The sequence below is a fragment of the Desulfobacterales bacterium genome, assembly GCA_029211065.1.
Taxonomy (GTDB): Bacteria; Desulfobacterota; Desulfobacteria; order Desulfobacterales; family JARGFK01; genus JARGFK01.
Window position 1 is genome coordinate 44,235 of record JARGFK010000008.1, and the last position, 26,944, is coordinate 71,178.

Consider the following 26,944-nt stretch of genomic DNA (forward strand, 5'->3'; position numbering starts at 1 on the left):
GGCAAGCAGCATCTTTCCGACAACGAAAATCATCATACGCCTTCCACAGCAAACCGGATATTCAACAACCCGGTCATGGCTTACTCAAATATCCTAATATTTCACAATTTATGCAATTTGATCTTTTCTTAAAGTCATAGATTGTCTTATACACAGTGTCAAGTGCTTTTTTACAACGATCCTTTACCATCGCTTTTGTCGTAGCACAAACCCAATCTGTTATATTTTTTCAAGCTGTCTGATGAAAGTTTCCTGCATCGGAGCCAGAAACGCTTCAACCCTTGAGACATCTTTATACATTTCGCTGAAAGCTTTTTCAGCGTCCCCTTCGGCAAGGGCGTCATAAATGCGTATGTGGGCCGCCAACACCGACTGAAAAAAATCATTGTCGGGTCTCAACTGCTTTTTGATGTCTTCCAGCAGATCTTCAACGAAGGCTAAAATGAATACGAGAATGGGATTTTCCGAGCAATTGGCGATGACGCGATGGAACCGGATAATATCCTTTTCGACCTTTTCCGTATCCCCCTGCTCCAGGGCCTGGGTACACCTGTCGTTGATATCTTTCAACGCCATAAGTTTTTCCGGTCGAATGGCATCGGCGGCTATCTTAGCGACATATGGCTCCAGGACTTTTCTAATTTCCGACAGATGATATACTGAGACATTTTTAAAATAAAGAAAGTTGACCAGACTCTGCTGGGTTGTCTTCATATCCACTTCGGAAACAAAGACTCCCCCCTTGGCCCCTTTTTTGATTTCGATCAACCCCATGACTTCCAGGGTTCTCAATGCTTCCCTGAGGGTGGACTTGCTGACGGCGAACTCTTCCATCAGTTTTTTTTCAGAATAAAGTTTTTGCCCCGGGCCGATCTCTCCTTTTAAAATCGCATTTCGTATCTGGTTGATGATTTTCTGGGGCGCCTTGCTGCTGGTGATGGATTTGAACATAATTCCTCAGAGAGTCTGGGGCGAATTGTTGTTTGGATACCGATTATTTATTAGGGCAAACTTCAATTGTCAACAAATATTCTAATATTTCACAATTTTAATATTTGTATTGCAATAAGCCTTGTCGTTTTGTATGAACAGAAAGCTGATTTATCCGCGCGCACCCTTGAAGATCCTGCGCCGATACTATTTTGCAGATCGAACCGAAAAAAATACTGTTGCCTTTAAGTAAGCGAAAGGAGTGAATATAATGCCTGCGAATCCCAAAAAGTTAAAATATTGCTCGGATGGAAAGTGGCTGGAATCCAAGACTTCCAGTTATATGGATTGTTACAACCCGTCTACGGGTGAAGTGATTGCCCGGGCGCCCCAGTGTACGGCGGACGAAGTGGAATCCGCCATTCTGGCAGCCCAGAGGGCCTATCCGGCCTGGGCGGACACGCCGGTCAACAACCGGGTGCAGGTGCTTTTCAGAATGAAGGCCCTGGTGGAAAAACATCTGGATGAACTGACCCGTCTGCTGGCGATGGAGCAGGGCAAAAAATGGGATGAAGCCATGGGCGACGTCCTCAAGGTCAACGAAGTGATCGAGTTTGCCTGCGGCGCGCCCCATATCATGAAAGGCGAATCCCTGATGAACGTTTCCCGGGGCTATGATACCACGCTTTACCATCACCCCGTCGGCGTTTTCGCCGGGATTGCCCCCTGGAACTTTCCGGCCATGATTCCCCACGGCTGGATGACCCCCATTTGCCTGGGCGCCGGAAATACCATGGTGTTAAAGGCCGCCAGTTTCGTGCCCCAGAGTTCCCTGCGTCTGATGGAATTGTGGCAGGAAGCCGGACTCCCGGATGGCGTACTAAACGTCCTTACCACAGGACGCGAACAGGCTGAGATTCTGCTCAGGCATCCGGCGGTCAAGGGCGTATCCTTTGTGGGTTCAACCAAGGTTGGGCAGCATATTTACGCCACAGCAGCGGCAAACGGCAAACGGGTGCAGGCCCTGTGTGAAGCCAAGAATCATGCCCTGGTCCTGCGAGACTGCAAGCTGGAGCGCACCGCCCGCGGTATTATCAATGCGTTTTGCGGCTGCGCCGGGGAACGCTGCATGGCGCTTCCGGCCGTCGTGGTGGAAAACGCCATTGCCGATGAACTGGCTCAGCTGCTGGTCAAGTTTGCTTCCGAGATGAAGCTGGGGCCTGCCTACGAAAAAATCACCGACCTGGGTCCGGTGGTAAATGCCGGGCATCTCAAATTCGTAACCGACTGGATTCAAACCGGCGTGGATGAGGGCGCCCGGCTGTTGCTGGACGGGCGCAATCCCAAGGTCCCCGGCTATGAAGGCGGCTTCTACATCGCCCCCACGATTTTTGACCATGTAACCGAGGAAATGTCCATCGGCCGGGAAGAGGTTTTCGGGCCGGTGCTCTGCATCAAACGGGTGGACAATTTTGAGGAAGGGCTTGCGATCATGAACAGCAGCCGCTTTGCCAACGGTTCGGCCATTTATACCCAGAACGGTCATTACGCCCGGGAATTCGCCAAACGGACCGACGGCGGCATGGTGGGGATCAATGTGGGCATCCCGGTGCCGGTGGGGATCTTCGGATTCACCGGTCACAAGGATTCCTTTTTCGGAGATCTGCACGTTATGGGAAAGGACGGTTTTTCGTTTTACACCGAAACCAAATGCGTTACCAGCACCTGGTTCCCGGAGGATGACTCTGGATGTAAAAAAGTCGACACCTGGGATGGCACCATGGCCTGCCTGCCGGAAGCGGGTAAAAAATGAAGCTCCCCGCAGCCCCGATAAACCGGGATCTTCGACAAGCTGCGGGGTATCAAAGCGGAATTGCGCCGTAGCTTTAACCCGCCTTCGCTCAGTTGAGCTTCGGTCGCGGTTCACCTCGCCTTTCATCCCTGCTGCAAGCAGCAGGGTACTCAGGCGAAGGCGAATAAACAATCCTTCCAAAAATCAAAAAAGCAGGCGGGCTTTTGTGTCACAAGCCCGCCTGTCGTATCATCAGAACTTTTTATCGATCCTATTCTTTCGGTTTTCCCAGCACTTCGGCGAACATATCCATATCCCAAGCTTTCATGTCGGCCACATTCTGTCGGAACTTGATAAAATCGATGGTATCCTGGCCGGTGATTTTCTTGGTATTGAATGCGCCGAAACCCAAAAAGGCTTCGCCGCTCATATTTGCGGCCAGCCAATGTCTGTGGTCATTTTTCATTGTATCCCAGAAGAATTTCTTTTTCTGACGGATACCGTCAATGGATTTAATCAGGCAACCCGGGAACAGGTTGGCAAACTTCCAGATGACATTGTTGACCTCTTTGTCAAGAAGTTCAAAGTCGGCTTTTTCCTGATGCTGTTTGAGAATCTCCCGGCCGTCTTTGAAGGCCTGTCCGGATTTATATTCGCCGTAAACGATCTCTCCGTCTTCAACATATTTGTCAGTGACAATCGTGGGGTTTCTGACCCATTGACCGTCGATTTTAAGAACCGGAACCACCTTGGAAAGCATTCCTTTTGCTTTCATTTTATAGGCCGACCACATCTCGCAGGATACGCAGTTCCACATGGCATCTTCTGCACTCAGGAACCAGGGAAGGAAATCCGAGGAACCGCCGGCCGGGGCTGAACCGTGCCTGGGACCGGCCTGGCCGAAAATGGCAAGGTCGGAAGCTACGGCGATGTCACATGCCAGTCCGATCTCCTGACCACCGGCAACCCGCATGCCGTTAACCCGGCAAATCACCGGTTTTTTACACGCCAGGATGGAATCGACCATGTGGTTGAACAGCTCCATGTACTGACCATATTCATCACATCTTCTGGAATAGAATTCAGAATATTCTTTTGTATTGCCGCCGGTGCAGAATGCATAGGGGCCTGTACCGGTAAAAACAACCGCCACCACGCTTCTGTCCAGAGAAGCATTTTCAAAACCGGCGATAACACCTTTAACCATTTCCGTGGTGTACGAATTGTACTGCCGAGGATTGTTCAGGCGAATCCAGGATACGAACAGTTTGTCCACAACCTTGCCGCCCGGGTCCGTCAGGGGGCGCTTCTCGTAGACCACGCAGGGGGCTTCCGTCCCCCAGTGACCGTCGGTATGCAGGGCATGGTCTTTTGCGTGATTGTCTCGCGGCATCCATTCTAAAGCCATAGTTTTTCTCCTTTATTAATTGTTTTCGGTTTTTAATTGCGTTGCCAAATAAACTTCATCTGTTAAAAATCAGGCGTCAAAACGATCCGCTGATCAGGAGACACCTTGTGGGCCTCTTCGAACGTTGCGTCGATGGTGCTCATGGGACGGGTTTGAACAAATGCTTCAATGTTGATCTGCTTCTTCAAGATCATCTCCAATACAATGGGGTAGTATTCGGGCAGACATCCCCAGGTCCCCAAAATATCCGCGTCAAATGCCATTAAGCGACCGACGGCATATTCAACCTTGGCCATGCCGAAGCCGACGACGACCAGCTTGCCGACGAAGCTGAGCAGGGTCAGGGCGATCTCCTGTCCGGCTTTGGCGCCGGTAATTTCAAATATTTTCCAGCCGAAGCTCGGCAGGCCGTTCTTCTTGCAGTATCCTCTGAACTCATCCGAAACCGCCCGGGAGTCTTTGCCGGTTGAATTGATACAAAAATCAGCGCCGTACTGAAGCGCCCGATCCAGCTTTTCCTGATTCCGGGCAATTCCGACAACGGTTTTGGCCCCCAGCGCCTTGGCTGTCTGGCCCATGTACTGCCCCACCCCGCCGGTAATCCCGATAACGATCACATTGTCGCCCGGCTGCAGATCGGCCCGTTTGGCGGCCTGATAAGGGGTCGTGGCCGCATCGGCCACCACCGCCAGATGCGCCAGCGGTATATCGCCGCGGTTTTTGACTTCGCACAGATCAACGCTGGGGACCGGAATGTGGCTGGCAAAACCGCCGTAAATTCCCAGGCTGTTTCCCGGCATCTTCTGATTCAGGCAGCGGTTTCCCCGGCGGGTCTTGCATAAAATGCACTGGCGGCAGGGCATGACGGCGGGAATAATCACCTCTTTGCCCATCCAGGCGGCATCGCCGGCCACAACCGTGCCGGAAATTTCATGACCCAATGTAAGCGGTGGTTTAGATACCGTGGGAACGCCGTCGTAAAAATACCCCAGATCCGTATGGCAAACGCCGCACCCGGCAACTTCCACAAGGACCTCTCCGGGCTTTAATTCCGGAACCGGTATCTCCGATTTTTGGATTTTACCGGGCGTCACCTCGCCGGTTTCCTTGTTGCGGGAGGCCGGTTGAATCATTTGCCAGGTCATAATTTTGTCCGGTGTTGCTGTCATCTTATCCCTCCTTTATATGTTTTTGTTTTGTTAGCTATCGTCTTATCCTGTATTAAAAATTAATTATTTCAGATGATTGGCAATTGGGCTGCAATGCCCATCCCCATTACTGATACGAACGGCCGGCAACACCGACTGTTGATTGGAAAATTACAATTTAGCTACAATAGCTACAATGTAATTATAAGCATCCGTGATTGTCAATATTTTTTTGTAAGCGCCTTAATTTTTAAAACACTCAAATATTACTGATATATTATCTCAAGCCGCTTGACGTCCAGCAGCCCGCCGGGTGTCAGCCGTATCCAGGGCAGGGCTGAAAAAGTTAAAAATCCGACAGTAAAAACCGGATCTTCCAAGGGGCATCCCATGGCGGTGAGGATGTCTTTTAAGGAACGCATCTGGTCTGCAAGAACCGGCAAAGACTCCGTCGACATCAGCCCTCCGATGGGGAGGGGTATTTGCGCCCGCACCTTTTTTTCTTCTACCAGGACGATTCCGCCGCCGATTCTTTTCAGATGCCGCAGTGCTGCGGCCATATCGTCTTCGCGGCAGCCCATGACGATGGGCTGATGCATCTCATGGGCGACACTGGCGGCAAGGCCCCCGATTTTTGCACCGAAACCGGTCAGAAAAGCGGTAACAAAGCCGGATCTGTCCCGTCTTCGCAGGCTGATCTTTAATATGTCCCTGTCCTCGGGCAGCAATACCCGGCCCGCACTGACCTGAAGGGTGACATCTATCCGCCGGGTGATGGTTTTGTCGACGATGGCGATGGCCGGCAGGGTAACATGGTCCTTTTGCGAACCCGACCTGACCGTAAAATCTTCAGGATTGATTCCGGCCGGAATCGCCCGGTGGGGCAGCCAGGTAATCCGGGTTGCCGACGGCGGCAACGGCGGAGAGGTAAAAAGCATCTCTCCGTCTCTACTAACCATCCTCCCATCGGCAATCACAACCCGCGGCGTCGGTTCAGCCAGATCATCAACCAGCAGAATATCCGCCCGCCGCCCCGGCGCCAGGCCGCCGACCTTGCGATCCAGCCCCAGATAAACAGCCGGGTTCAAGGTGGCCATCTGAATCGCCCGGATGGGGGCAACCCCCTTTTCGATCGCCAGGCGGATTAAGTGGTCCAGGTAGCCTTGGGAAAGTATGTCCCCAGGACTTTTCCAGTCCGGAGTAAACATGATGCGATGGGAAGCGGATCCGCCGCCGTCTGTGAGCAAACCGATCAATGCCGCCATGTCGCTGCGGATCGACCCATGCCGCAACATAACGGATAGTCCCAACCGCAGACGTTCCCGTGCTTCTTCAGCAGTAATGGCCTCGTGGCAGGAGGTCAGACCGGCTGCCACCAGTGCATTCAGTTTACTGAATGAAGCGCCGGCGGTGTGCCCTTCAATCCGCCGGCCGTTTGTTTCGCCCAGTCTGAACTTCTGAAGCAGCTCTGTTTCTCCCTCAATCAGTCGAACCCACGGCGTCACTTCACCCAGAGCCAGAATTTCTTCCCGTTGCAAATAGCCGGCCATACTGGCCAGAGGTACCACGTCTTCCCCTTCGATTTTTGGAAACGGCGGCGAGGAAACCGGCAGGCTGAAATAGAACTTGAGTGGAAGGTTCCGGGTCATTGCCAGGAGCAGTTCCAGGCCCGGCAGACCGGTTGCGCCGACGATATCGTGGGGGTCGGCCATGACCGTGGTCGTACCGCCGGCCAGCAGGTACGGTGTCAGGGCCAGGGGATTCGCCCAAAAATCGATGTGGGCATGGGGGTCGATATACCCCGGCACCAGGTAAGCCCCTTCGGCATCCAAAACGGTTGTGGCCGGGCCCATCATCTCTCTGGCCGGACCCACATAGGCGATCGAGCGGCCTTTTACGGCAATATTCCAATTATCCAGAATTTCACCGGAATAGACGTTCAGCAAACGTCCATTTTGAATATAAAGGTCCACCGGCTGCTGCCCCAGGGCAGACTGAATCAGGTCCCTTCGGCCCGAAATGTTGGGTCGCTTAAGGTTCAAGAAACTACCTTTCCTAAATGTATCGTTAAGTATAACTGATTGAAATCCTGTTAATCTTAATGCAGTCTCTGGCAACGCCACACACTTGGAATAATGGAATGTTGGAATATTGGATAATAAAACTGACAGTTCCTGTTAAGCCCCTTTCCATCATTCCATAAATCCAATATGCCATTGCTCCACTCAGAAACGAACTAAGTTCATGCCGAAATCACGTATTCAACAAATTAAACCGCAGCCACTTGAAACTATCCCTCTGTTCTTTGGTTACATTGCGGCCGATTCGCCCCAGCATGATATTTTCCGGTTTCAGGCAAATATTCGGTTCGTTGGTTTGATACTCCTGGAATCCACAGGGCTCAAAAAGCCTGATGAGCATCCGGCGATAGGCCTGTGCCGATTGGCCGGCGCCGTCCAGATCCCAGGTCCATGAGTAGCCCACCATATAAATTATTTTATCTTCGATCATGGGCTGGCTCATCATGATCTGGATGATACCCCTGGCCACCCCGGCCGACCGCCAGCTCCGGCTGACCTCGATGGCTTTAACTTCCATCATCAGCCGCGGCCCCAGCCTGTTCCAGCGTTCACCCGGTTCGGGATATGCCAGGACGCCAAAACCGATGATGTGGTTGTGATCCGTCAAGGCAAGGGTGACGTCGGCATCCGGCAAAGCGGCGTTTTTTTCCAGGCTGTCACGCCGGGTGTAAAGGGATTTGTAATGGGCGTGGGTGCCGAACTGCTTGTCGAAAATTAACGTACGAATTTCCTGGGTTGTACACCGGGAGCGGATCGCCACACTCCCCTGGGGTGTTTGCCATCTGATGAAGCGAGGGATATCGTTCATAAAGGCACCCGGTCCGGAATGATCAATAGTCTCCCCAGCGTTTATGCAGCCGTTTGATCATGATTAACAGGTCGTGATGATTCCCCTGCTGATCCTTGACATAGTCTTTCAAAACCGCTTTTTCAAAAAAATCAAACTTGTGGGCGGCCTCAATGGCGGCTTCTTCGATACCCACGACAAAATCGGAGCGGACCTCGCTCAGCCCTTTGTCCATGGCCAGTTGAATGAGATCCAGCAGCAGCCAGGTCCCCAGTCGTATGTATCGGAATTCCGGCAGTACCATCAGGCGAAAGCGGCCGATATGCCGGGTGGAGCCGAACTTCCGCATATGCAGGGTGGCATGGCCGACGATGCGCTCTTCCGAAAGTGCAATGATCGAAAAAACTTTGTCTTTATCGATTTCATCCATCCACTTGGCGATCACCCCGGGGTCCATGACATCATGGCGCATGAACCACCGGTCTCCCTCCGGAATGCCGGCATAAAACCGGCGCAGAGATGCCTCATCATCCTTTTGCAAAGGACGAATAACGGCCTCACGGCCCTCTTTCAACACGACTTCTTTGGGATACCTCACCGCCGATCCTCCTTAATTTATGGCACGATTGGTATTTGCTCCAGTGATTTCTTCTAACAACCCTGCGCCGGTTCTGTCAACTGAATTAGCCGTGATAGTCACGCCACCGGACAAATAGCTGATTTCTGTCGTTAATACCGCATTATTTAACTTTAATGGGAAATTCTTTGCAAAAAGCTTTATCAGCTGATATTCAGACTTTTCTCTTGACTAACTCAGAATTGTACGAATATATTTTTACTTTAAATTTATGGGTATTGTTCTTTTTATATAATTTTCCGGCAAGCAAGTTCCGGCGGTCATCAATAGTAACGTGCTGAATATCTGATCGATTTCAACTTCAGAATAATTTCGACATCATACTTAGACTCGTATCAGTGGAGGATGCAATGCTTTTAGAAGGAAAAAACGCAATCGTCACCGGCGGTTCCCAGGGGATCGGAACCGCAGCTTCTGTTGAACTTGCCCGGGAAGGCGCCAATGTATGCCTGACGTACCGCAAACATGAGACTGAAGCACAACAAGTCGCCGATGAAATCCGCCAACTGGGGCGCAACGCCCTGGCCCTGCAATGTGATATTTCCTCTTTTGCCGATGCCGAGCGGGTTGTTCAGGCCGCCCTGGCTGAATTCGGCCGTATTGACATCCTCGTGAACAACGCCGGCATGAACTGGGACGGTGTCTCCTGGAAAATGACCGAGGAGCAGTGGGACCGGGTCATTGAGGTCAATCTCAAAGGCTACTTCAACTTTACCCGTCAGGTTGCGCCGCTCTTCAAAGACCAAAAATCCGGCAAAATCATCAACATAACCTCCATCAACGGCCTGCGCGGCAAATTCGGCCAGACCAACTACTCGGCTTCCAAGGCCGGGATTATCGGTTTTACCAAGGCCCTGGCGCGGGAACTGGGCGCCTTTAACGTCAACGTCAACGCCGTGGCCCCGGGCCTGATCGAAACCGCAATGCTCAGGGACTCCGATTCGCGCGACAAGATCGTTGAAATGGCCTTGAACGAAATCGTCTTAAAGCGCGTGGGGCAGCCGGAAGACCTGGCCCATGTGGTCTCTTTTCTGGCATCCGACAAAGCCCGGCACATTACCGGCGAGGTCATAAAGGTCGATGGCGGACAGTACATATAGCGGATAACAGATTCATCGTTACCGCTGATTTTTTGTCTTTTTTTTTAATACGGCAATTAAACAAACTTTTCATTACCTTTTGTCATTCCCGCGCAGGCGGGAATCCAGTATTCTCAAAACGTTTCTGGCTTCCGGCTCTCCTCCCGCAGGGCGGGATGCGGCCGGAAAGACATATTTAATTGTCGGGTTGTTAACTCAGCTTCATCGCTGTTTTTAGCTGAACAGGAGAATGCCTATGGGAAAGGTTGCAATTATCGGTGTGGGTCAGAGTACCTTTTATCGAAGCTATCCGGGTTCCGTCCGCGAACTCGTATTCGAAGGCTTTAAAGAGGCGCTGCAGGACGCCGCCATCACAAGCAGGGACATCGGTGCGTCGGTGGTCTGTTCCGCCCCCGAATATGATAAGCAGCGGTCACCGGCCGGGGTTCTGGCTGAATATCTGGGTCTTAATCCGCAACCGACATTTTATGTCGAAACCCTCTGTTCCTCCAGCAGCATGGGCCTGCGGCTGGCTTATTCGCTTGTCAAATCCGGACTTCATGACGTGGTGGCGGTTCTCGGATTCCAGAAAATGTCCGAAATTTCTTCCTCGGAGTCCCAGGAGCGGATGGGGCGCGGTGCAGACATTCAGTGGGAAAGCCCGTTCGGCACCATGATGCCGGCCTACTACGCAATGTACGCCCGGTCCCACATGGCAACTTACGGGACAACGCCCGATGATCTGGCACGAATCCGGGTAAAAGCCGCCACCTACGGCCAGATAAATCCTAAGGCAATCTACCGCAAACCGGTCACATTTGACATGTTCCATAATCCCGAGGACAGAATGGCCGGTCCGGTGGCCAGCCCCCTGCGCGTCGGCGATTGCTGCGCCAACGCCGACGGCAGTTCCTGCATCATTGTCGCCGGTGAAGAAAAAGCCAGGGCATTTTCAAAGAAACCGGTCTGGATCATGGGCCTGGGCGCCGCCACTACCAGCGTGAATCTGGCCGGACGCAATCTTTTTAACGGATTGACCGTGGCTCGGGAAGCATCGGGGCAGGCATACAAAATGGCCGGCATCGGGCCCAAAGATATCGATGTCGCTGAAGTACACGACTGTTTTACCATCGCTGAAATGATGGCGTATGAAGACCTCGGTTTTACCAAACCGGGCGAGGGAAAAGAGTTGATACAATCTAAAGAGACCTACAAGGAAGGATCCATACCGGTCAATATTGACGGCGGCCTGTTGTCCAAGGGACATCCCATCGGCGCCACCGGCGGCTCACAGGTCAGGACCATCGTCCTGCAACTCCGGGATGAAGCCGGTGACATGCAGGTCAAAGACCCCCAGATCGGTCTGGTCCATAACATCGGCGGCGTGGGACTATACGGAAACGTTACGATTTTAGGAAGGTAAACATGAATGCTAAAAAAGAAACAGACGACCGATTCAAAAAGTTCGGAACGGTAACTTTTACCGCCATTACCAAGATAAATGATTTTGTTGATTTTCTGGAAGACGGAAAAGTCATGGGCACCCGCTGCAAGTCCTGCGGGCTGGTATTCTTTCCGCCGCGCTGCGACTGTTATCAGTGTCTTTCCAGTGACATGGAGTGGTTCGAAGTTGCCGGCAAAGGCAAGCTGGTGACTTACAGCAAACTGCAATATGCGCCGGTGGGGTTCGAAGGGGATCTGCCCTACGCGATCGCCCTGCTGGATTACGATGATTTCAAAGTTTTCGGCAGGATTTCAGGCGATCTTCCTGAAAATGAAATCAAAGTCGGCATGGAAATGAAAACAGCGGCCAACCACTTGCCCGGCGGCCAATTAAACTATGTTTTTCAAAAAGCATGAAGAGAGGGAAAATGACCGAATATCGACATATAAAAGCAGTCAAGGATAACGGTGTTGCCCGTATCACCCTGGCCCGGCCGAAGCACAATGTTTTCAATATTGAGATGCTGAACGAGATCAACACCGAACTTGCATCGCTGGCAGCCGACGACAGCCTGAAATGTGTCGTCCTATTGGGCGAAGGCAAAAGCTGGTGCGCCGGCGTCGAGGTCGGCGATCACAAACCCGAAGCCGTCCATGAGATGATTGCCACATTCGATCGCGTCTTCGAGCTGATTGAAACGCTCGAAGTGCCTGTCATTGCCGCGGTCCACGGCGCCTGCCTCGGCGGGGGAATGGAAGTGGCCATCGCCTGTGACATTATCATCGCATCCAAACAGGCCGTCTTCGGACAGCCCGAAATCAAGCTGGGTTTCCTGCCGCCGTATGCCGCCATTCGCCTGCCCCAGCTCGTGGGCCCGTCCAAGGCGATTGAAATCTGTACCACCGGTCGGCGCTATACGGCCAAAGAAGGACTTTGCTTGGGATTTGTCTCCCAGGCCGTTGATGACGAACAGCTTCCCGGGGCGGTTGAAAAAATGATTAAAGAGATTACGGACAACAGCCCGCTGATCATCCGCCTGAACAAGCGGGCCGTCAAAGCGCATATCGGCATGAGTTTTTCAAAAGCCCTGCAGGGTGTCAGCGACCTGTTTCTGAATACCCTCATGAAAACCGAAGATACCCTTGAAGGTATCAAAAGTTTCGAAGAAAAACGAAAACCGGAGTGGAAAAATCGGTAGAGGGAGGAAATCGATATGACCCAAATAAATAAAATCGGCGTCATCGGCGCCGGCAACATGGGCAGCGGCATTGCTCAGAAATTGGCCCAGGAAGGACTCCCGGTTGTGATGATCGACACGCAATCGGAGTTCGTCGAGCGCGGACTTGCCAATATCACAAAGACCCTTCAAGATGGCGTCCAGCGCAAAATCATCAAACCGGCTCAGGTGGATGAAATTCTCGGCCGCATCCAGGCCACCACCAATTTAGAGTCTGTCGCGGACGCAGACCTGGTCATTGAGGCGATATTTGAAGATAAAGCCGTAAAATCCGAACTCTTCAAAAAACTGGACCGGATCTGTTCGGACAGGACGATCCTATCCACCAACACATCCAGTTTTTACGTCAGAGAATTTGCCGATCAGACGTCGCGTCCGGACCGGTTTATCGGCCTGCATTATTTTTATCATCCGGCCAAAAACCGCCTGCTGGAGGTCATTCCCCATGACGGAACCAGCCCTGAAACCATTGAAACTTCCCTGCTGGTTGCCAAACTCCACGGCAAAACCGCCATTGTCGTCAAAGACGAACCGGGTTTTGCGGTCAACCGCTTTTTTGTTCCCTTCTTAAATGAAGCGGTCCGCATGCTGGAAGAAGGACTGGCCGGCATCGCCACCATTGAGGAAGGCGCCAAGCGTGCCTTCAGAATCGGCATGGGACCCTTTGAACTGATGAATGTGACCGGTATCCCCATTGCCGTGCATGCTTCCACGACCCTTGGAAACGAACTGGGGGATTTTTATGCTCCGGCCAAGGCCCTGCAGGCCCAGCTGCAAAAGAAAAAAAACTGGGATTTAACAGGGGAAGTCGACGAATCCCGGATCCAGACTGTGATCGACCGGTTTTACGGCGTTTGTCTGGGGGTGGCCGCCGCCCTGGTGGATGAAGGCGTCGCCACGATTGAAGACACGGATCGCGGCGCTAAAATCGGCCTGCGCTGGTCTCTGGGGCCGTTTGAAATCATGAACAAAATCGGGATCGACCCAACCTATCAGGCGGTAAAGGCCATTGCCGCAAAATATCCCGACTTCAAGATGCCGCAAATTCTGGCCGACCAGAAAGCCCTTGCGAAACCCTTTTATTTTCACTTTGTCGACCTGGCGGTCAAGGACGGGGTTGCCTTTATCACGCTGAACCGGCCGGAGGCAATGAATGCGTTGAATGAAACCGTTGTCACGCAGCTGGAATCCTGCTTTACAAAGGCCGAAGAGGACCCCAGGGTAAAGAGCATCGTTTTCCAGGGGGCCGGCAAAGCGTTTGTTGCCGGCGCCGACATCCGTTATTTTGTCGAAAAGATAAAAGCAGATAAAATTGCGGATATTGTCGACTTTACCCGCAAAGGCCACGGGCTGTTCCTAAAAATCGAAACCGCCGCCAAACCGACCATTGCCCTGCTGGATGGCCTGTCTATGGGCGGCGGCAGCGAACTCGCCCTGGCCTGCCAGGCCATCGTGGCAACCCCGGCCGGCTCCATGGCGTTTCCTGAAACCGGCATCGGCATTTTTCCCGGATTGGGCGGCATGCTGCGACTGGCACGCCAGGTCGGATCTGAACTCGCCAAATACTACGTCTTTACCGGCGCCTCCCTCAATGCCGCCGATATGCTGGCCCTGGGAGTCGCAGCCCGGCTGTGCGCCCCGAACGAAGTTTCGGAAACCATCCGCGCCCTGCTCCAGGAGGGGCTCCCGGACAAATACCGGCAGCGTGAGATTCCCCAGCCGTTTGAATCCTATCGCCGGCTCGGCAGCCCTGATAATATCGCAAACCTCCTCACCGGAAAAATGCCGGCGGGTGTGGCTGAAGACATCGCAGCCAGAACTGTAAAATCAGTCGGCTTTAAAGCGCCCCTGGCACTTAAAATTTCAAGCGAAATCATTGATGACCAGGCGGGGCGGTCCATGGCTGCGGCCGTCGAAATTGAGCTGAATCGTCTGGCTGAAATTTTCGCCAGCGCCGACGCCCTCGAGGGGCTTTCCGCCCTCGGACGAAAACGGCCTGAATTTAAAGGGAAGTGAAAGGAAACAACATGCACAAATTACTCACCGAACATCCGGGCCAGAAGATGATGCTTCTGGGCAATGAAGCCATCGCCCGGGGCGCCATGGAGGCGGGCGTGGCGCTGGCCGCCACTTACCCGGGCACCCCGTCTTCCGAGATATCCCTGAATCTGTTTCAAATCGCCCAGGAAAGCGACCTTTATTTTGAATACAGCATTAACGAAAAAGTGGCGCTGGAAGTGACGGCCGCATCCGCCAATGCCGGTGTTCGCAGCCTGTGCATCATGAAGCATGTCGGCATGAATGTAGCGGCAGACGCCCTCATGACACTGGCCTATGTGGGCGTCAATGGCGGACTGGTCATCATCTCGGCCGACGACCCCTTTATGTTTTCCAGCCAGAATGAACAGGACAACCGTTACTACGGCAAGCTTTCCGGTCTTCCCATTGTTGAACCGTCCTCGGTTGAAGAAGCCAAGGACATGGTTCCCTATGCGTTTGACCTTTCCGAAAAATTAAAGGAACCGGTCATTCTCAGAACCACCACCCGGATCAATCACTCTTCCGGAATTGTGACCCTGGGCAAGATCGCTCAGCGAATCACCACCGGTGATTTTAAAAAGGATCCCTTCAACTATGTCACCGTCCCGGCGGTCTCCAGAAAACTTCACGTCAAGCTGCTCCAAAACATCGAAAAGGCCGCTGCGATTTCCGACCAATCCCCCTATAACTTTACCCGGGGCAAGGGCAGATGGGGCATCATCTGCAACGGTGTCAGCTTTAACTACGCCAGCGACGCCGTCATGGATTTAAATATCGCCGACAAAACCAAAATACTGCGGATCGGTTTTTCACATCCCATGCCGTCCGCCATGATCAAAGCGTTTCTAAAGGATTGCGAGAAAGTTCTCATCATTGAAGAGGGCGAACCTTACATGGAAGAGGCCGTCAAGGCCATGGCCCAGGAAGAAAAACTGACCCTTTCCATCAGGGGCAAGGGCAAAGACCTCTTTTCGCGCCTGTTTGAATTCAACCCGGCCGATGTCCGCAAATGCATTGCCGATTATTTTGGCGTCAACTTTTCCGCCAAAGCCAAACCGGATCTTTCGGATGTTCCTGAAATCCCGGCGCGTCCGCCGAATCTCTGCGCCGGATGCTCCCACCGGGCGACATTTTATGCCGTCCGAAAGGCGGCTGAAGGACAGGACACCATTTACCCCACCGATATCGGCTGTTATACTCTCGGGTTTTTACCGCCGCTTTCCATGGGAGATTTTCTGATATGCATGGGCTCATCCATCGGCACCTCCTGCGGTTTTTCAAAAGCCACTAAGCAGAAGGTGATTTCCTATATCGGCGACTCCACTTTTTTTCACTCCGGCATCCCCGGCCTGGTGAACGCCGTTTTCAACAATCATAACTTTACCCTTGTGATTCTCGACAATGGGACCACCGCCATGACCGGCCACCAGCCCCATCCGGGGGTGGACATGTCCCAGATGAACATGGACGGATTTCAGCAGGTATCCATCGAAAACATTGTCCGGGCCGTCGGTGTAAAACACGTTACGGTCATTCGCCCCTATCAGGTAAAAAAGAGCATCGGCGCCATTAAGGCGGCCCTCGACTATCAGGGCGTGTCGGTGGTCATTTCAAAGGAAGGCTGCGTCCTGCATCTCAAAAGCCTGAAAAAGGCCGTGGGAAAACCGTTTTATGTCAGCGACAAGTGTAAAAACCACCGCAACTGCATCAATGATCTGGCCTGTCCGGCCTTTTATATTGATGAAGACCGGGTAAAAATAAATCCCGACCAGTGCGTGGGCTGTGCAGTGTGCGCACAGATTTGTCCTGAAAATGCCATTTTGCCGTTAAAACGCAGCAAGGCATAGAACAATGCAATTGAACTAAACTCTCTTACTTTCACAAGGAACGATCTTATGGATATAATACGACTCATTATTGTCGCGGTGGGCGGACAGGGCAATCTGCTGGCCTCAAAAGTGCTGGCGGAAGCAGCCCTTATTTCAGACATCCCGGTCCGTATGAGCGAAATACATGGCATGGCCCAACGGGGCGGCGTGGTGGAATCCGCCGTCGTGTTCGGTGATGCCAAGAGCAATATCATCTCCGACGGCGATGCCGATGTGCTGGTGGGCTTTGAACCATCCGAAACACTGCGGGCCATTAACAAATGCAACCAAAACACCGTCGTGGTGACGAATATTTCTCCTCTGCCGCCGTTTACCGTGATGATCGGCAAAGGCGTCTATCCCGACCTGGCCCAACTCCAAAAGCTGATTCAGGCGAAAACCGCAAAGCTGATTGCATTTGATGCCCTTGCCCTTGCCAAAAAAGCCGGCAACGTCATGTCCCTGAATATGGTCCTGCTGGGCGCCCTGCTCCAGACCGGAACGCTGCCGCTTTCGGGAGCGTGTGTTAAAGAGGCCATTCGAGAAACCACGAAAGCATCGTTTCAGGAAATCAACTTAGCGGCATTTGATCTGGGTTTTGCCGCCGCCCAAAATGCCTGACGTCTTGACGGGATGACGCAGTAGGGTGAGTAAATATCCGACTCCAGAGGGACCGGCTTTGGGTATCCATAGAGAGGATTTTCTTTTTGAAATTACAAATCTCAAATTCCAACTATCAAACGGTTCGGCTGGCTCACCGCCCTGAGCCGGGTCGAAGGGCAAATTCCAATGACCAAAATTCAAAAATTTAAACAATATTTCGTCTTGGAAAGTTTTGGTTGTTGAACATTGGAATTTAAGATTTGTTTGTAATTTGGTGCTTGCTATTTGTGTTTTTATTCACGGGATTTTATCACATAAGGAGGTAACCGATGCCCTGGAACGACAAATTCGAATGCATGCCCTTAAAGGATCTGCAAAAGTTTCAATTAAAAAAGCTCAAGGAAACCGTCTCTCTGGTTTCCAGCAAAGTCCCTTTTTACAAGAAGAAACTCAAGGAGATGGGCGTCAAGCCCGCTGACATTAAAAACCTCGAATATGTCGCCAGGCTTCCCGTAACCGTCAAAAATGACCTGAGAGACAATTATCCCTTTGGCCTGTGCGCCGTCCCCATGAAGGATGTACGCCGCGTGCACGCATCTTCAGGCACCACCGGAAAACCCATCACCGGGCCTTACACCGCCGAAGATCTGGCGCAGTGGTCTGAGTGCATGGCCAGAAACCTATGGGCGGCCGGCATTAGGCCGGGTGATATCGTCCAAAATGCCTATGGTCACGGCCTGTTTACCGGCGGGCTTGGATTTCATCAAGGCCTCTCCCTGCTGGGTTGCGCAGTCGTTCCCACCAGCTCAGGGCTGACGGAACGCCAGATTACCCTCTTAAAGGATTTCGGTGCAACAGCCCTGTGCAGCACACCCTCATATGCCCTTACGATTGCCGAGCGGGCCGCGGAAATGAAGGTGGATATCAGCGCCCTGCCCCTGAAGGTGGGCGTCTTCGGTGCGGAACCCTGGTCCATCTCCATGCGCCGTGAAATTGAAGAGCGCATGCACATCAAGGCGATGGAAGCCTACGGATTGACGGAACTCGGCGGACCCGGGGTTTCCTTTGACTGTGAAGCCCAGGACGGTCTGCACATCAATGAAGATCACTTTCTGGCCGAAATCGTCGACCCGGCCACGCTGGAGCCGCTCCCCCTGGGGGAAAAAGGCGAGCTCCTGTTCACGTCGCTACAGCGCCGCGCAATGCCCATGCTCCGCTACCGAACCAAAGACATTACCCGGCTGCGCCGTGAAAAGTGTGCCTGCGGACGAACCCTGCTCAAGATGGACAAGGTCTTCGGCCGCACGGATGATATGCTCATTATCAGCGGCGTCAACGTCTTCCCCTCCCAGATTGAGTCCCTGTTGCTGGAAGTCGATGAGGTGGAGCCGCAGTACCGCCTGGTGGTCCGCAAGAAGGGATATCTGGACCAGTTGATCGTGCAGGTCGAAGGCAAAAATGAGGTCTATCAGGCCGGGGCTCAAAAACGCCTTGAAGTCGCCGCCAAAGTTGCCGGTCATATCAAGGGCATGATGGGTATCGGCGTTGAAGTCGAACTGGTGGAACCCAAGTTTATTGCCCGCAGTGAAGGAAAAGCCCTGCGGGTTGTGGATGAAAGACCCAAGCAGTTGCGATAGTCCTTTGTTGCGGTAAATTATTTTTAGATGACAACCGTTCAGGAGGAAGGAGTCGCCCTTTAGCTTCTTCCTCCTTTTGTTTCTGAACGGTTTCTAAATTAACGCCGCATTTCAGCCGTCGGGCACTTCTGCTCTAAATGGTAGTGTCCGACAAATCTCTTGCACTCTGGCCCCCTTTTTCGTATAAATCGACAGGTAAACCCTTTATACCGCTTTCCATAATAAAGTTCCGAAACAATGAATTGCGGTATAAGCGGTTGAAAAAAAACGTTGGGATAACGGAACGTTTTTTTGACGACCGCTATAGCGGTCGCTCCAGATTCTGTCACAAAAAATAAACCGGCACGGCTCATGAAATCAAAAAAAACCAGACAAAAGCCACACCCGCCCGCCCCGACTCATGTGCAAAACGCGTCCCTCGCCCCGATGGCGGCGGACAGCTGCGGAATTGACCGGGAACGGTATCGCGTATTTATTGAAGATGTGGCCGATGGTTTTTACGAAACCAACCTGACCGGCGACTTTGTCTTTTTCAACGAGGCATTCTGCCGGATCTTCGGATTCGGTTGTGATGAAATGCAGAATCGCAATTATCGCGAATTCATGGACGCTAAAAACGCCGAAATCGCTTTTGAGCATTTCAATAAAATTTTTCGCACCGGCCAAGGATTTACGGACATCATATGGGATATCACCCGCAAGGACGGTGAACGGCGCATACTGAAAATTTCAGCCAAGTTGATCTTTGACGATCACAGGCAAAAAATCGGATTTCGCGGCATTGCCCGCGACATCACCTATGAAAGAAGAGCGGCCCGCAGCAATCAGGCCCTTTTCCGCATCGCCAAAGCCCTGCCGCTGTTTCGGCAGCTGGATCAACTGCTGAATTTCATCATTAAAGAAGTCCAGGACCTCATCGCGGTCGAAGGTGCTTCGGTAATCCTGCTGGACGAGGAAAAAAAAGAATTCTATTTTCCGGCCGTTAACTATGACGATAAAGAAACCGGAAAGCGAATGAAAGAAATCCGCTTCCCGGCCGACAAAGGGGTTGCCGGCCATGTGTATCGAACCGGTCAGCCCATGATTGTCCCGGACACATCCAAAAGCCCTTACTTCTTTAAACAGGTGGACGAAAAGGCCGTGTATCAAACCCGAAACATGCTGGATGTCCCCATCGGGATTCAGGACCGGATGATCGGTGTGCTTTGCGCCGTAAACAAAAAAGAAGGGGATTTCGATCAAGCCGACGTTTTTTTATTGGGCACCATCGCCAGCACCGTCGCCCACCCCATTGAAAATGCCAGTATCAATGAAGAGTTGAAACGTTCCTATGAAGAAGTTCAAAGCCTGAACCGCGCCAAAGACAGGGTCATTAATCACCTGTCGCATGAATTGAAAACGCCGGTATCGGTGCTATCCGCTTCCCTCAGTCTGTTAAGTAAAAAACTGGCTGAACAAAAAAAGGTCACGGGGTGGGAAAGGGCGCTGGAAAGAGCACAGCGGAATCTCAAGCGGATCCTTGAGATGCAATATCAGGTCGAAGACATTCTGCGCGAAAGGGACTACAAGGCCCACACCATGCTTTCAGCCCTGCTCGATGTGTGCACGGATGAACTGGAATCTTTGATTACGGAAGAACTGGGGGACATCGATGCCATTGAAAAAATCCGGAACCGGATAGACGGGCTTTTTGGGCCGAAAAATCTGGCCTCCCAGCGTATTAAGCTCGACCAGTTTGTCCGCAAGCACCTTAAACGCCTGGGACCTGAATTTTCACACCGCAAATGCCGTTTAGCGCCCCGGATTTCCGCCACCGCCCCCATCCTGATCCCGGAAGAAGTCCTGCTAAAAATCGTTACGGGCCTGATACGCAACGCGATTGAAAATACCCCTGACGGCGGACGGATAGAGATCATCGTCCGGACCGGCGAGAAGGGGCCGGAACTGGTTGTAAAGGATTACGGCATCGGCATCACGGCGGAAAATCAGCGCCTCATCTTCGAAAGCACGTTCACGACATCTGAAACCGTGAATTATTCCACGAAAGCGCCTTATGACTTTTATGCCGGCGGCAAGGGCTTTGACCTGCTTCGCATGAAGATATTTTACGAGCGCTACAATTTTGCAATCCGTATGGAATCCATCCGCTGTCGATTCATTCCCCGGGACCGGGATCTTTGCCCGGGAGATATCGCTGCCTGCAAAGACTGCCGGACAACGGACGATTGCCTCAACTCCGGCGGAACCACCATGACCCTCCGGTTTTTACCGGCCAAAAAAATCGCTTCGCCAAAAAAATCGACGGCTTACGAAAACATAACATCTAACGGGGAAATAAAATGAGCATATCGCAAAATTCTCCTGAAACAACCCGGCCCCAAAAAACAGACAATGAAACTTTTTTCCGTGAAGTTCAGATTGAATTTCTGATCCATGAATTAAAAGATCCCATTTCTGTTATTGAAACCGGCATCAAGACGCTCCTCGCCAAGCGGGACAAATACGGATCGCTGTCCGCATCCCAGGAAAAGACCCTCAACCGGGTCTTGCGAAACACAAAAAAAGCCTGGGAGATGCTCAACAGCCTGCTGGAAATCGGCCGCTCTGAAGCCGGTTGCTTTATCAGCTGCCGGTTCCAACCCGCCCAAGCTGCCTACGAAGCCCTGCTGGAGGCGTTGGAGACAAAGGCCGCCATCATTTCCGAGCAATCCAGTCGATACACCGAGCAAAAAGAAATCCTGCAATATCTCAACGACTGCGGGATATCGTTCCAGATTGCGCCGCAGCTTACCGAGATTGAGCTGTTTCAGGATGAAACCAAATTCAGGCAGATTGTCGGCAATCTGATTAAAAACGCCCTGCATTACCGCAAGAATCTGCTCGAAATCAAAATGGCACAGGAAAAAGACTGTCTCTGTATCGATGTCACCGATGACGGCCCCGGAATCGATCCGGAACATCATCAGGCGGTTTTCCGCCGGTATACCCAGGTAAACCCCAGCGAAGCGGTTACCCGCCAGGGACATGGTCTGGGTTTGGCGGGCGCGCTGATTATGGCCAAAAACCTTGGCGGCGACATTGAATTAAAAAGCATAAAGGGTAAAGGCGCCACCTTTCGGTTGATACTTCCGGTTGCGCCGTGCACCCCCGGCAAGATCCCTGACGGGATAAAAAATCTGTTTATTTGACGATTTAATACGCATAAGTGCGGGTATAGCCAACGTTCAAAAAGAGGAGAATTTCATGATGACCCAGTCGCTATCACACCTTAAGGGAAAGCGCATCCTGGCCGTCGATGACGAACAGGACATTCTTGAAAGCATCGAAGATATTCTGGACGAAGCTCACGTTGACGGGGCTCGCGACTATGAGAGTGCTTCACAAAAAATCAGGGAAAACCGTTATGATCTGGCCATCCTTGATATCATGGGTGTAAACGGCTTAAAGCTCCTTGAAGAGACCGTCGCACAAAACATTCCCACGGTAATGCTGACCGCCCACGCCATCAATCCCGAAGCGTTGATGTCTTCGATTCAAAAAGGCGCCATCGCTTACATCCCCAAAGAGACCCTGGCCGAACTCGACACCCTGCTGAATAAGCTGCTGGGGGCCTATGAAGAAGGGGGGCTCCCCTGGAAACTCCTTTTTGAACTGCTGGGATCTTACTTTGACGAACGTTTCGGTTCGGGCTGGAAAGAAAAAGACAAGGAGTTCTGGTCCAAATTCAGCCGGAACTATCAGATCGGCAAGGGGATTCAACAGCGCGTCGTCCATACCGAAAGGGTCCGCGACAAGGGAATTTAAATAAAATCACCCGGCAGCATTTTTTTCAGACTTATGGAAATCAAGAATGAAATCGTCTATTCCTCCCCCGGCGGCAATAAAGAAAAAAAATGCCTGTCCTGTGGTGAAATATTAACGAATAGAAGACGGCGCTACTGTTCAAAAAGGTGTAAAGACCTCCTGATGTTTTCGCTGCGATGGTTAAAAAACCTGTTGCTGGCGCTGCATACGAATTATGGAACCTTTTCATTCTCGGAATACCTTCTGATCATTAATGTTCTCCCGTACCGATCGCATGAAGTGTTTTCATTCTTTTATAAACGAACACCCGGCCGGACGCCTGCAGAAGATCTCAAGGCCATGTGCATGGAACTGAGCCGGGAATGGTACAATAAGAATAAACAGTCCAGATGCCGGTCGCTCACAGCGGTTCATATCCTCAATAAAGGTCAAAGGGGGACTGTCTCCAGTGACATGGTTAAGCCGGTGGCAAGAATCAGCGGGTCAAACATTCAAAAACAGCTCAGAACGCTTAAATTGTCCGTCGATGACATCCAATCCGATGAATCACGCGAGAAAATAAAAACCGCCTACCGCAAAGAGGCCTTGAGAACCCACCCGGACGTCGGCGGGGACGGGGAAAAATTTAAAATTGTTGCGGACGCCTACCATGAATTGTTCGCATGGCTGAAACACCCTCGTTTTATCATGTCCCGGGGCGTACCGGGAAAATGGAGTTATGACGGGGGCAGCTTTAAATGGCGGGTGCCACTCTAAATGAATTACCCCGTAGCAAGCTACGGGGTATCAAATGTCATGCCGGACTTGATCCGGCATCCAGTTTATGTTTCTGGATTCCGGCTTTCGCCGGAATGACGACTCGCGGCAAGCCGCGGGGAATTGGACCCAAAAGAGAATTAAATATCCGAGCATAGAGGGGTCGGCTTAGGTTATCCCTAAAGGGGATTGGCTTTGTTGGAATTTCATTCGCTTTTAAAATGACAAATGTCAAATTCCAAATATCAAACGGTTCGGCTGGCTCACCGCCCTGAGCCGGGTCGAAGGGCAAATCCAATGACCAAAATTCGAAAACTTAAACAATATTTTGTCTTAAAAAGTTTTGGTCATTGAATATTCGGATTTGAGTTTTTTTTGTAATTTGGTACTTTGACTTTGTATTTTTAAAACAAAAATGCAACTGAAGAGGAAAGATACCATGAAGTTGAAAAGCAAAGATATCAGCGGCCGCAAAATGCATAAACTGTTGGGAACGGTAATGGCGCCGAGACCGATTGCCCTTATTTCAACCGTGGGTGAAGACGGCATTTACAATGCCGCCCCCTACAGCGCGGTGACACCGGTATCCTTTAAGCCGCCCGTCATGTGCGTTGCTTCCGGCATGAAGGGAAACCAGGAAAAGGACACTGCCCGGAATATCAAGTTCTCAAAGGATTTCGTCATCAATATGATGGATGATACTTATATCGAGGCGGTCATCCGGACTGCCGCCGATTATCCCAGCGATGTCGACGAAATAAAAGAGGTGGGCCTGACCGCCACGGCCGCGGACACGGTATCATCGCCCCGGATCGCAGAAGCCCGGGTCTGCCTGGAATGCCGGCTTATCCAGGAAATCGAGTTCGGAACCGGAGAGGACCACCGCTCGGTTTTCTTTGGGGAAGTCCTGCTGTTTCACATTAACGATGCGATCCTGAAAGGAGACTCGGTTGATCCGACCCGCATGAATTTCGTCGGGCGCTTGGGTGTCGGGACCTATTGCCGGACAACGGACATTATCAAAATGAAAAGATAACAACTTCAGGATTACCTCAACTGCGTTGATGCTTCCAAACCCCTTTCTCCCCGACAATTGGGAGATAAACTAATTTTTGAGATTCAATGATTACTAAAATCATCTCAGCAGGACAATCCGGAGCAGATCAGGCTGCTCTGGATGCCGCCATCAAACTCAAGGTGCAACATGGCGGATGGATTTCAAAAGGCAAGCCCACTGAGAAAGGACCGCTTTCTGACACGTACCAGCTTCTCGAGATGGTTACGGAAGATGATACGGAACAATCCATACAAAACGTCATGGCGTCCGACGGCACGCTGATCCTCTCCCACGGCAAGCTGACCGGCCGTTCTGAATTGCACCAAAAACTCATAAAGAAACACACCAGGTCCTGCCTGCATATTGATCTGACCGACAAGCCCATTTTTCTGATCGCGTCCGATGTTTATAGATGGGTGATTCAAAACGCCATTAAAGTGCTGAATGTCACGGGACCGCGGGCCAGCGAGGACCCTGAAATTTATCAGGATACCTTCTATGTAATTGAAGGCGTCCTGCTGTTGAGCCTCCTGAACTCAGGCGCCGGCGGCGGTCTCAGCGACGATGACCTAAGCGAATACTACAACCGGGTGATGACCCTTCCCCGGACGGTGGAACAGGCCGTTAATATCCTTCTGCTGGCGTTGGATAAAGAAACCATGGAAATATTTGCCACCCGGTCGGAGGAGCACTTGAATTATTATCACCGTACCGCCGGAACGCTGATCATTAAACAGTTTAAACTCCTGGAAGGAAACGAGGAGTTGATCGAATCCTGCCGCAAGTTTGCCGGACAACCGGAAATGGAAGCCGGTGGTGCGGCCATGCTGATCCTGGAAATATTATGGCACAGCCTACGCCAGACCCGGCATTGATATTTACACTGCAGTTGCATAAAAAACATGACAAGGAGATGGCATATGATACCTGAAATCACCACGCAAAATCTTAACTCCGATCAATTCATTAATGAAAAAGTCACTGAAATCAAAGATACCGTTGAGAGCGGAATCGCGATTAATGCGCTTTCCGGCGGCGTCGATTCCGCTACGGTCACGATGATCGGGCACCGGGCTCTGGGGAGTCGCCTGAAAACCGTTTTTATCGAGAACGGAATTATGCGCGCGGGTGAACCTGAACAGGTAGTGGGTCTTTTCCAGAAGCTGGGCGTCACCGTGGAAGTCGTCGATGCCAAGAAAGAGTTCTTCAGCGCGCTCAAAGGCGTCAATGACCCGGAAGAAAAACGCGAGGCCATTACCCAGACCTTTTATAAAAACGTATTCGGCCGAATCGTCAAAGAAAGCGGCGCAAAATTCCTGTTACAGGGAACGATTCTTACGGACGTTGACGAAACCGTTGCCGGCATCAAGCGCCAGCATAATGTTTTCGAGCAGCTCGGCATCGATCCGCAGGAAGCTTTCGGCTACCGCATACTCGAGCCGCTCATTCAGCTTCGCAAGGACGGTGTTCGCAAAGTCGGCCAGGCGTTAGGACTACCGGCAGAGGTGTTTGAACGCATCCCCTTCCCCGGGCCGGCGCTTGCCGCGCGAGTCATCGGCGAGGTCACGCCCGAGCGCATCCAGACGGTGCGCCGGGCTACCGGTGTGGTTGAGCGCCTGCTTAAAGATACGGGCGCCTTCCAGTACATGGCCATCCTGCATGAAGACCGTGTCACCGGCATGCGCGACAACAAGCGCGACTTCGGACAGCAGATCGAGGTCCGCTGCTGGGACAGCGTCGATGCCCGCACCGCCACCCCGACCCGACTTTCGTTCGAGCTGCTTACAAAGATAGCCGACGAAATCATAAAAGAGGTGCCGGGGATCGTCAGCGTTACATACAACATCGCCTCCAAACCGCCGTCAACCATCGAAGCGGTCTAACTTGAATCAGAATATCGGCATAATGAACAGTGAGGTATAAACAATGATCGAACCCAATTACATTGAAGACAACAACTATATCATCCAACAAATGAGGCGAATACCCGCACTGTCGTCATTCGACGAGACGCAATTTAATGAACTATTGCAGATGAGCCATATCAAGAAATATAAATCCGGAGAATTGATTTTTGAAGAAGGAAGTTATACGAACCTTATTTATTACCTTATTTCCGGAAAAGCCAAGATTATTAAGAAGGGCAGAGTTCTTGCCGTTTTGTCCAGCATAGGTGATATTTTCGGTGAAATTGCCCCTATTGGAGGCACTGCTAGGTCCGCCTCCGTATATGCCGTTGACGATTCTACTTGCCTTGAAATTGATATCTCTAATTTTGATAAAGCGGTGGGCAAAGACAAATACACCTTCAGATATATCATGTACCGCGGATTTGCCGAGGTATTGGCCCAGCGCCTGATAAAGACGACGGAAGAACTGATATCCGCCAAGAATGAACGAAGTCTCGAAAAGAAACGTGAACAGAGTTAAAGCTCGATTTGAAAACAACGATGGCAGATCTTCATTTTTCACATCATTAGGAAAAACTGGCCATGTAAAACCTGTGCGGAAACTATCAATGGCATTCCATTAATTTTCCATTTCCATAGCACTAGTGCTCGGCGTTTGTCAAGATAGTTGTCGCATAAAAATAATTTTTTTCGATAAAGGTTTCATTGCAAATCACGCGGCATTTA

23 protein-coding genes are annotated in these 26,944 nt (G+C 51.6%); 17 read left to right on the forward strand and 6 right to left on the reverse strand.

What is annotated here, in order from left to right; genetic code table 11:
- Positions 1-219 precede the first annotated feature (219 nt).
- A complete protein-coding gene (locus tag P1P89_03325) occupies positions 220-951 on the reverse strand; it encodes a FadR/GntR family transcriptional regulator (GenBank protein MDF1590524.1) in 732 nt (243 codons plus the stop codon).
- Between the two features lie 250 nt (positions 952-1,201).
- On the opposite strand from P1P89_03325, the gene P1P89_03330 reads away from it, so the two are divergent.
- Entirely contained in the window at positions 1,202-2,743 is a 1,542-nt protein-coding gene (locus P1P89_03330) for a CoA-acylating methylmalonate-semialdehyde dehydrogenase (protein ID MDF1590525.1), read from the forward strand.
- Between the two features lie 250 nt (positions 2,744-2,993).
- Here the strand turns inward: P1P89_03330 and oah are convergent, their stop codons facing one another.
- From oah to P1P89_03355, 5 genes are all read right to left on the reverse strand, one after another.
- Complete coding sequence (oah, locus tag P1P89_03335; GenBank protein ID MDF1590526.1) at positions 2,994-4,130, reverse strand: 6-oxocyclohex-1-ene-1-carbonyl-CoA hydratase; 1,137 nt, start codon at positions 4,128-4,130, stop codon at positions 2,994-2,996.
- Between the two features lie 62 nt (positions 4,131-4,192).
- On the reverse strand, positions 4,193-5,299 hold the full coding sequence (gene had / locus P1P89_03340) for a 6-hydroxycyclohex-1-ene-1-carbonyl-CoA dehydrogenase (protein ID MDF1590527.1): 1,107 nt from the start codon (positions 5,297-5,299) through the stop codon (positions 4,193-4,195).
- Positions 5,300-5,544: 245 nt separating this feature from the next.
- Positions 5,545-7,320 carry an adenine deaminase C-terminal domain-containing protein gene (locus P1P89_03345; protein MDF1590528.1) on the reverse strand — a complete coding sequence of 592 codons (1,776 nt, stop codon included), beginning with the start codon at positions 7,318-7,320 and terminating at the stop codon, positions 5,545-5,547.
- A gap of 211 nt (positions 7,321-7,531) precedes the next feature.
- On the reverse strand, positions 7,532-8,167 hold the full coding sequence (locus P1P89_03350) for a hypothetical protein (GenBank protein MDF1590529.1): 636 nt from the start codon (positions 8,165-8,167) through the stop codon (positions 7,532-7,534).
- Between the two features lie 22 nt (positions 8,168-8,189).
- The gene (locus tag P1P89_03355) at positions 8,190-8,744 is read right to left on the reverse strand and encodes a GNAT family N-acetyltransferase (GenBank protein ID MDF1590530.1); all 555 of its coding nucleotides are present in this window, start codon (positions 8,742-8,744) and stop codon (positions 8,190-8,192) included.
- A gap of 389 nt (positions 8,745-9,133) precedes the next feature.
- Between P1P89_03355 and P1P89_03360 the strand changes: the two genes are divergently transcribed.
- The 16 genes from P1P89_03360 to P1P89_03435 all read left to right on the forward strand — a co-directional run bounded on the left by P1P89_03360 (position 9,134) and on the right by P1P89_03435 (position 26,738).
- Entirely contained in the window at positions 9,134-9,883 is a 750-nt protein-coding gene (locus tag P1P89_03360) for an SDR family NAD(P)-dependent oxidoreductase (GenBank protein ID MDF1590531.1), read from the forward strand.
- Between the two features lie 235 nt (positions 9,884-10,118).
- The gene (locus tag P1P89_03365; GenBank protein ID MDF1590532.1) at positions 10,119-11,285 is read left to right on the forward strand and encodes an acetyl-CoA acetyltransferase; all 1,167 of its coding nucleotides are present in this window, start codon (positions 10,119-10,121) and stop codon (positions 11,283-11,285) included.
- A 2-nt stretch (positions 11,286-11,287) separates the two neighbouring features.
- Positions 11,288-11,722 carry a Zn-ribbon domain-containing OB-fold protein gene (locus P1P89_03370; GenBank protein MDF1590533.1) on the forward strand — a complete coding sequence of 145 codons (435 nt, stop codon included), beginning with the start codon at positions 11,288-11,290 and terminating at the stop codon, positions 11,720-11,722.
- Positions 11,723-11,733: 11 nt separating this feature from the next.
- On the forward strand, positions 11,734-12,504 hold the full coding sequence (locus P1P89_03375) for an enoyl-CoA hydratase/isomerase family protein (GenBank protein MDF1590534.1): 771 nt from the start codon (positions 11,734-11,736) through the stop codon (positions 12,502-12,504).
- Between the two features lie 15 nt (positions 12,505-12,519).
- The gene (locus tag P1P89_03380; protein ID MDF1590535.1) at positions 12,520-14,559 is read left to right on the forward strand and encodes a 3-hydroxyacyl-CoA dehydrogenase NAD-binding domain-containing protein; all 2,040 of its coding nucleotides are present in this window, start codon (positions 12,520-12,522) and stop codon (positions 14,557-14,559) included.
- Between the two features lie 11 nt (positions 14,560-14,570).
- The gene (gene iorA / locus P1P89_03385) at positions 14,571-16,430 is read left to right on the forward strand and encodes an indolepyruvate ferredoxin oxidoreductase subunit alpha (GenBank protein ID MDF1590536.1); all 1,860 of its coding nucleotides are present in this window, start codon (positions 14,571-14,573) and stop codon (positions 16,428-16,430) included.
- A 48-nt stretch (positions 16,431-16,478) separates the two neighbouring features.
- The gene (locus tag P1P89_03390) at positions 16,479-17,072 is read left to right on the forward strand and encodes an indolepyruvate oxidoreductase subunit beta (GenBank protein ID MDF1590537.1); all 594 of its coding nucleotides are present in this window, start codon (positions 16,479-16,481) and stop codon (positions 17,070-17,072) included.
- A gap of 311 nt (positions 17,073-17,383) precedes the next feature.
- Positions 17,384-18,691, forward strand: a complete 1,308-nt coding sequence (locus tag P1P89_03395; GenBank protein ID MDF1590538.1) for a phenylacetate--CoA ligase — start codon at positions 17,384-17,386, stop codon at positions 18,689-18,691.
- A 351-nt stretch (positions 18,692-19,042) separates the two neighbouring features.
- The gene (locus P1P89_03400; protein MDF1590539.1) at positions 19,043-21,034 is read left to right on the forward strand and encodes a PAS domain S-box protein; all 1,992 of its coding nucleotides are present in this window, start codon (positions 19,043-19,045) and stop codon (positions 21,032-21,034) included.
- Positions 21,031-21,879, forward strand: a complete 849-nt coding sequence (locus P1P89_03405; protein MDF1590540.1) for a HAMP domain-containing sensor histidine kinase — start codon at positions 21,031-21,033, stop codon at positions 21,877-21,879. Before P1P89_03400 ends, P1P89_03405 begins: the two co-directional genes overlap by 4 nt.
- A 55-nt stretch (positions 21,880-21,934) precedes the next feature.
- Positions 21,935-22,495 carry a response regulator gene (locus tag P1P89_03410; GenBank protein MDF1590541.1) on the forward strand — a complete coding sequence of 187 codons (561 nt, stop codon included), beginning with the start codon at positions 21,935-21,937 and terminating at the stop codon, positions 22,493-22,495.
- 33 nt (positions 22,496-22,528) lie between these two features.
- A complete protein-coding gene (locus P1P89_03415; GenBank protein ID MDF1590542.1) occupies positions 22,529-23,251 on the forward strand; it encodes a DnaJ domain-containing protein in 723 nt (240 codons plus the stop codon).
- 439 nt (positions 23,252-23,690) lie between these two features.
- On the forward strand, positions 23,691-24,287 hold the full coding sequence (locus tag P1P89_03420; protein ID MDF1590543.1) for a flavin reductase family protein: 597 nt from the start codon (positions 23,691-23,693) through the stop codon (positions 24,285-24,287).
- 86 nt (positions 24,288-24,373) lie between these two features.
- Positions 24,374-25,183 (forward strand): putative molybdenum carrier protein, encoded by an 810-nt coding sequence (locus P1P89_03425; protein ID MDF1590544.1) that lies wholly within the window; start codon positions 24,374-24,376, stop codon positions 25,181-25,183.
- A gap of 45 nt (positions 25,184-25,228) precedes the next feature.
- A complete protein-coding gene (locus P1P89_03430) occupies positions 25,229-26,191 on the forward strand; it encodes an ExsB family transcriptional regulator (GenBank protein MDF1590545.1) in 963 nt (320 codons plus the stop codon).
- Positions 26,192-26,234: 43 nt separating this feature from the next.
- Complete coding sequence (locus tag P1P89_03435) at positions 26,235-26,738, forward strand: cyclic nucleotide-binding domain-containing protein (GenBank protein MDF1590546.1); 504 nt, start codon at positions 26,235-26,237, stop codon at positions 26,736-26,738.
- The last annotated feature ends 206 nt before the right edge of the window (positions 26,739-26,944 follow it).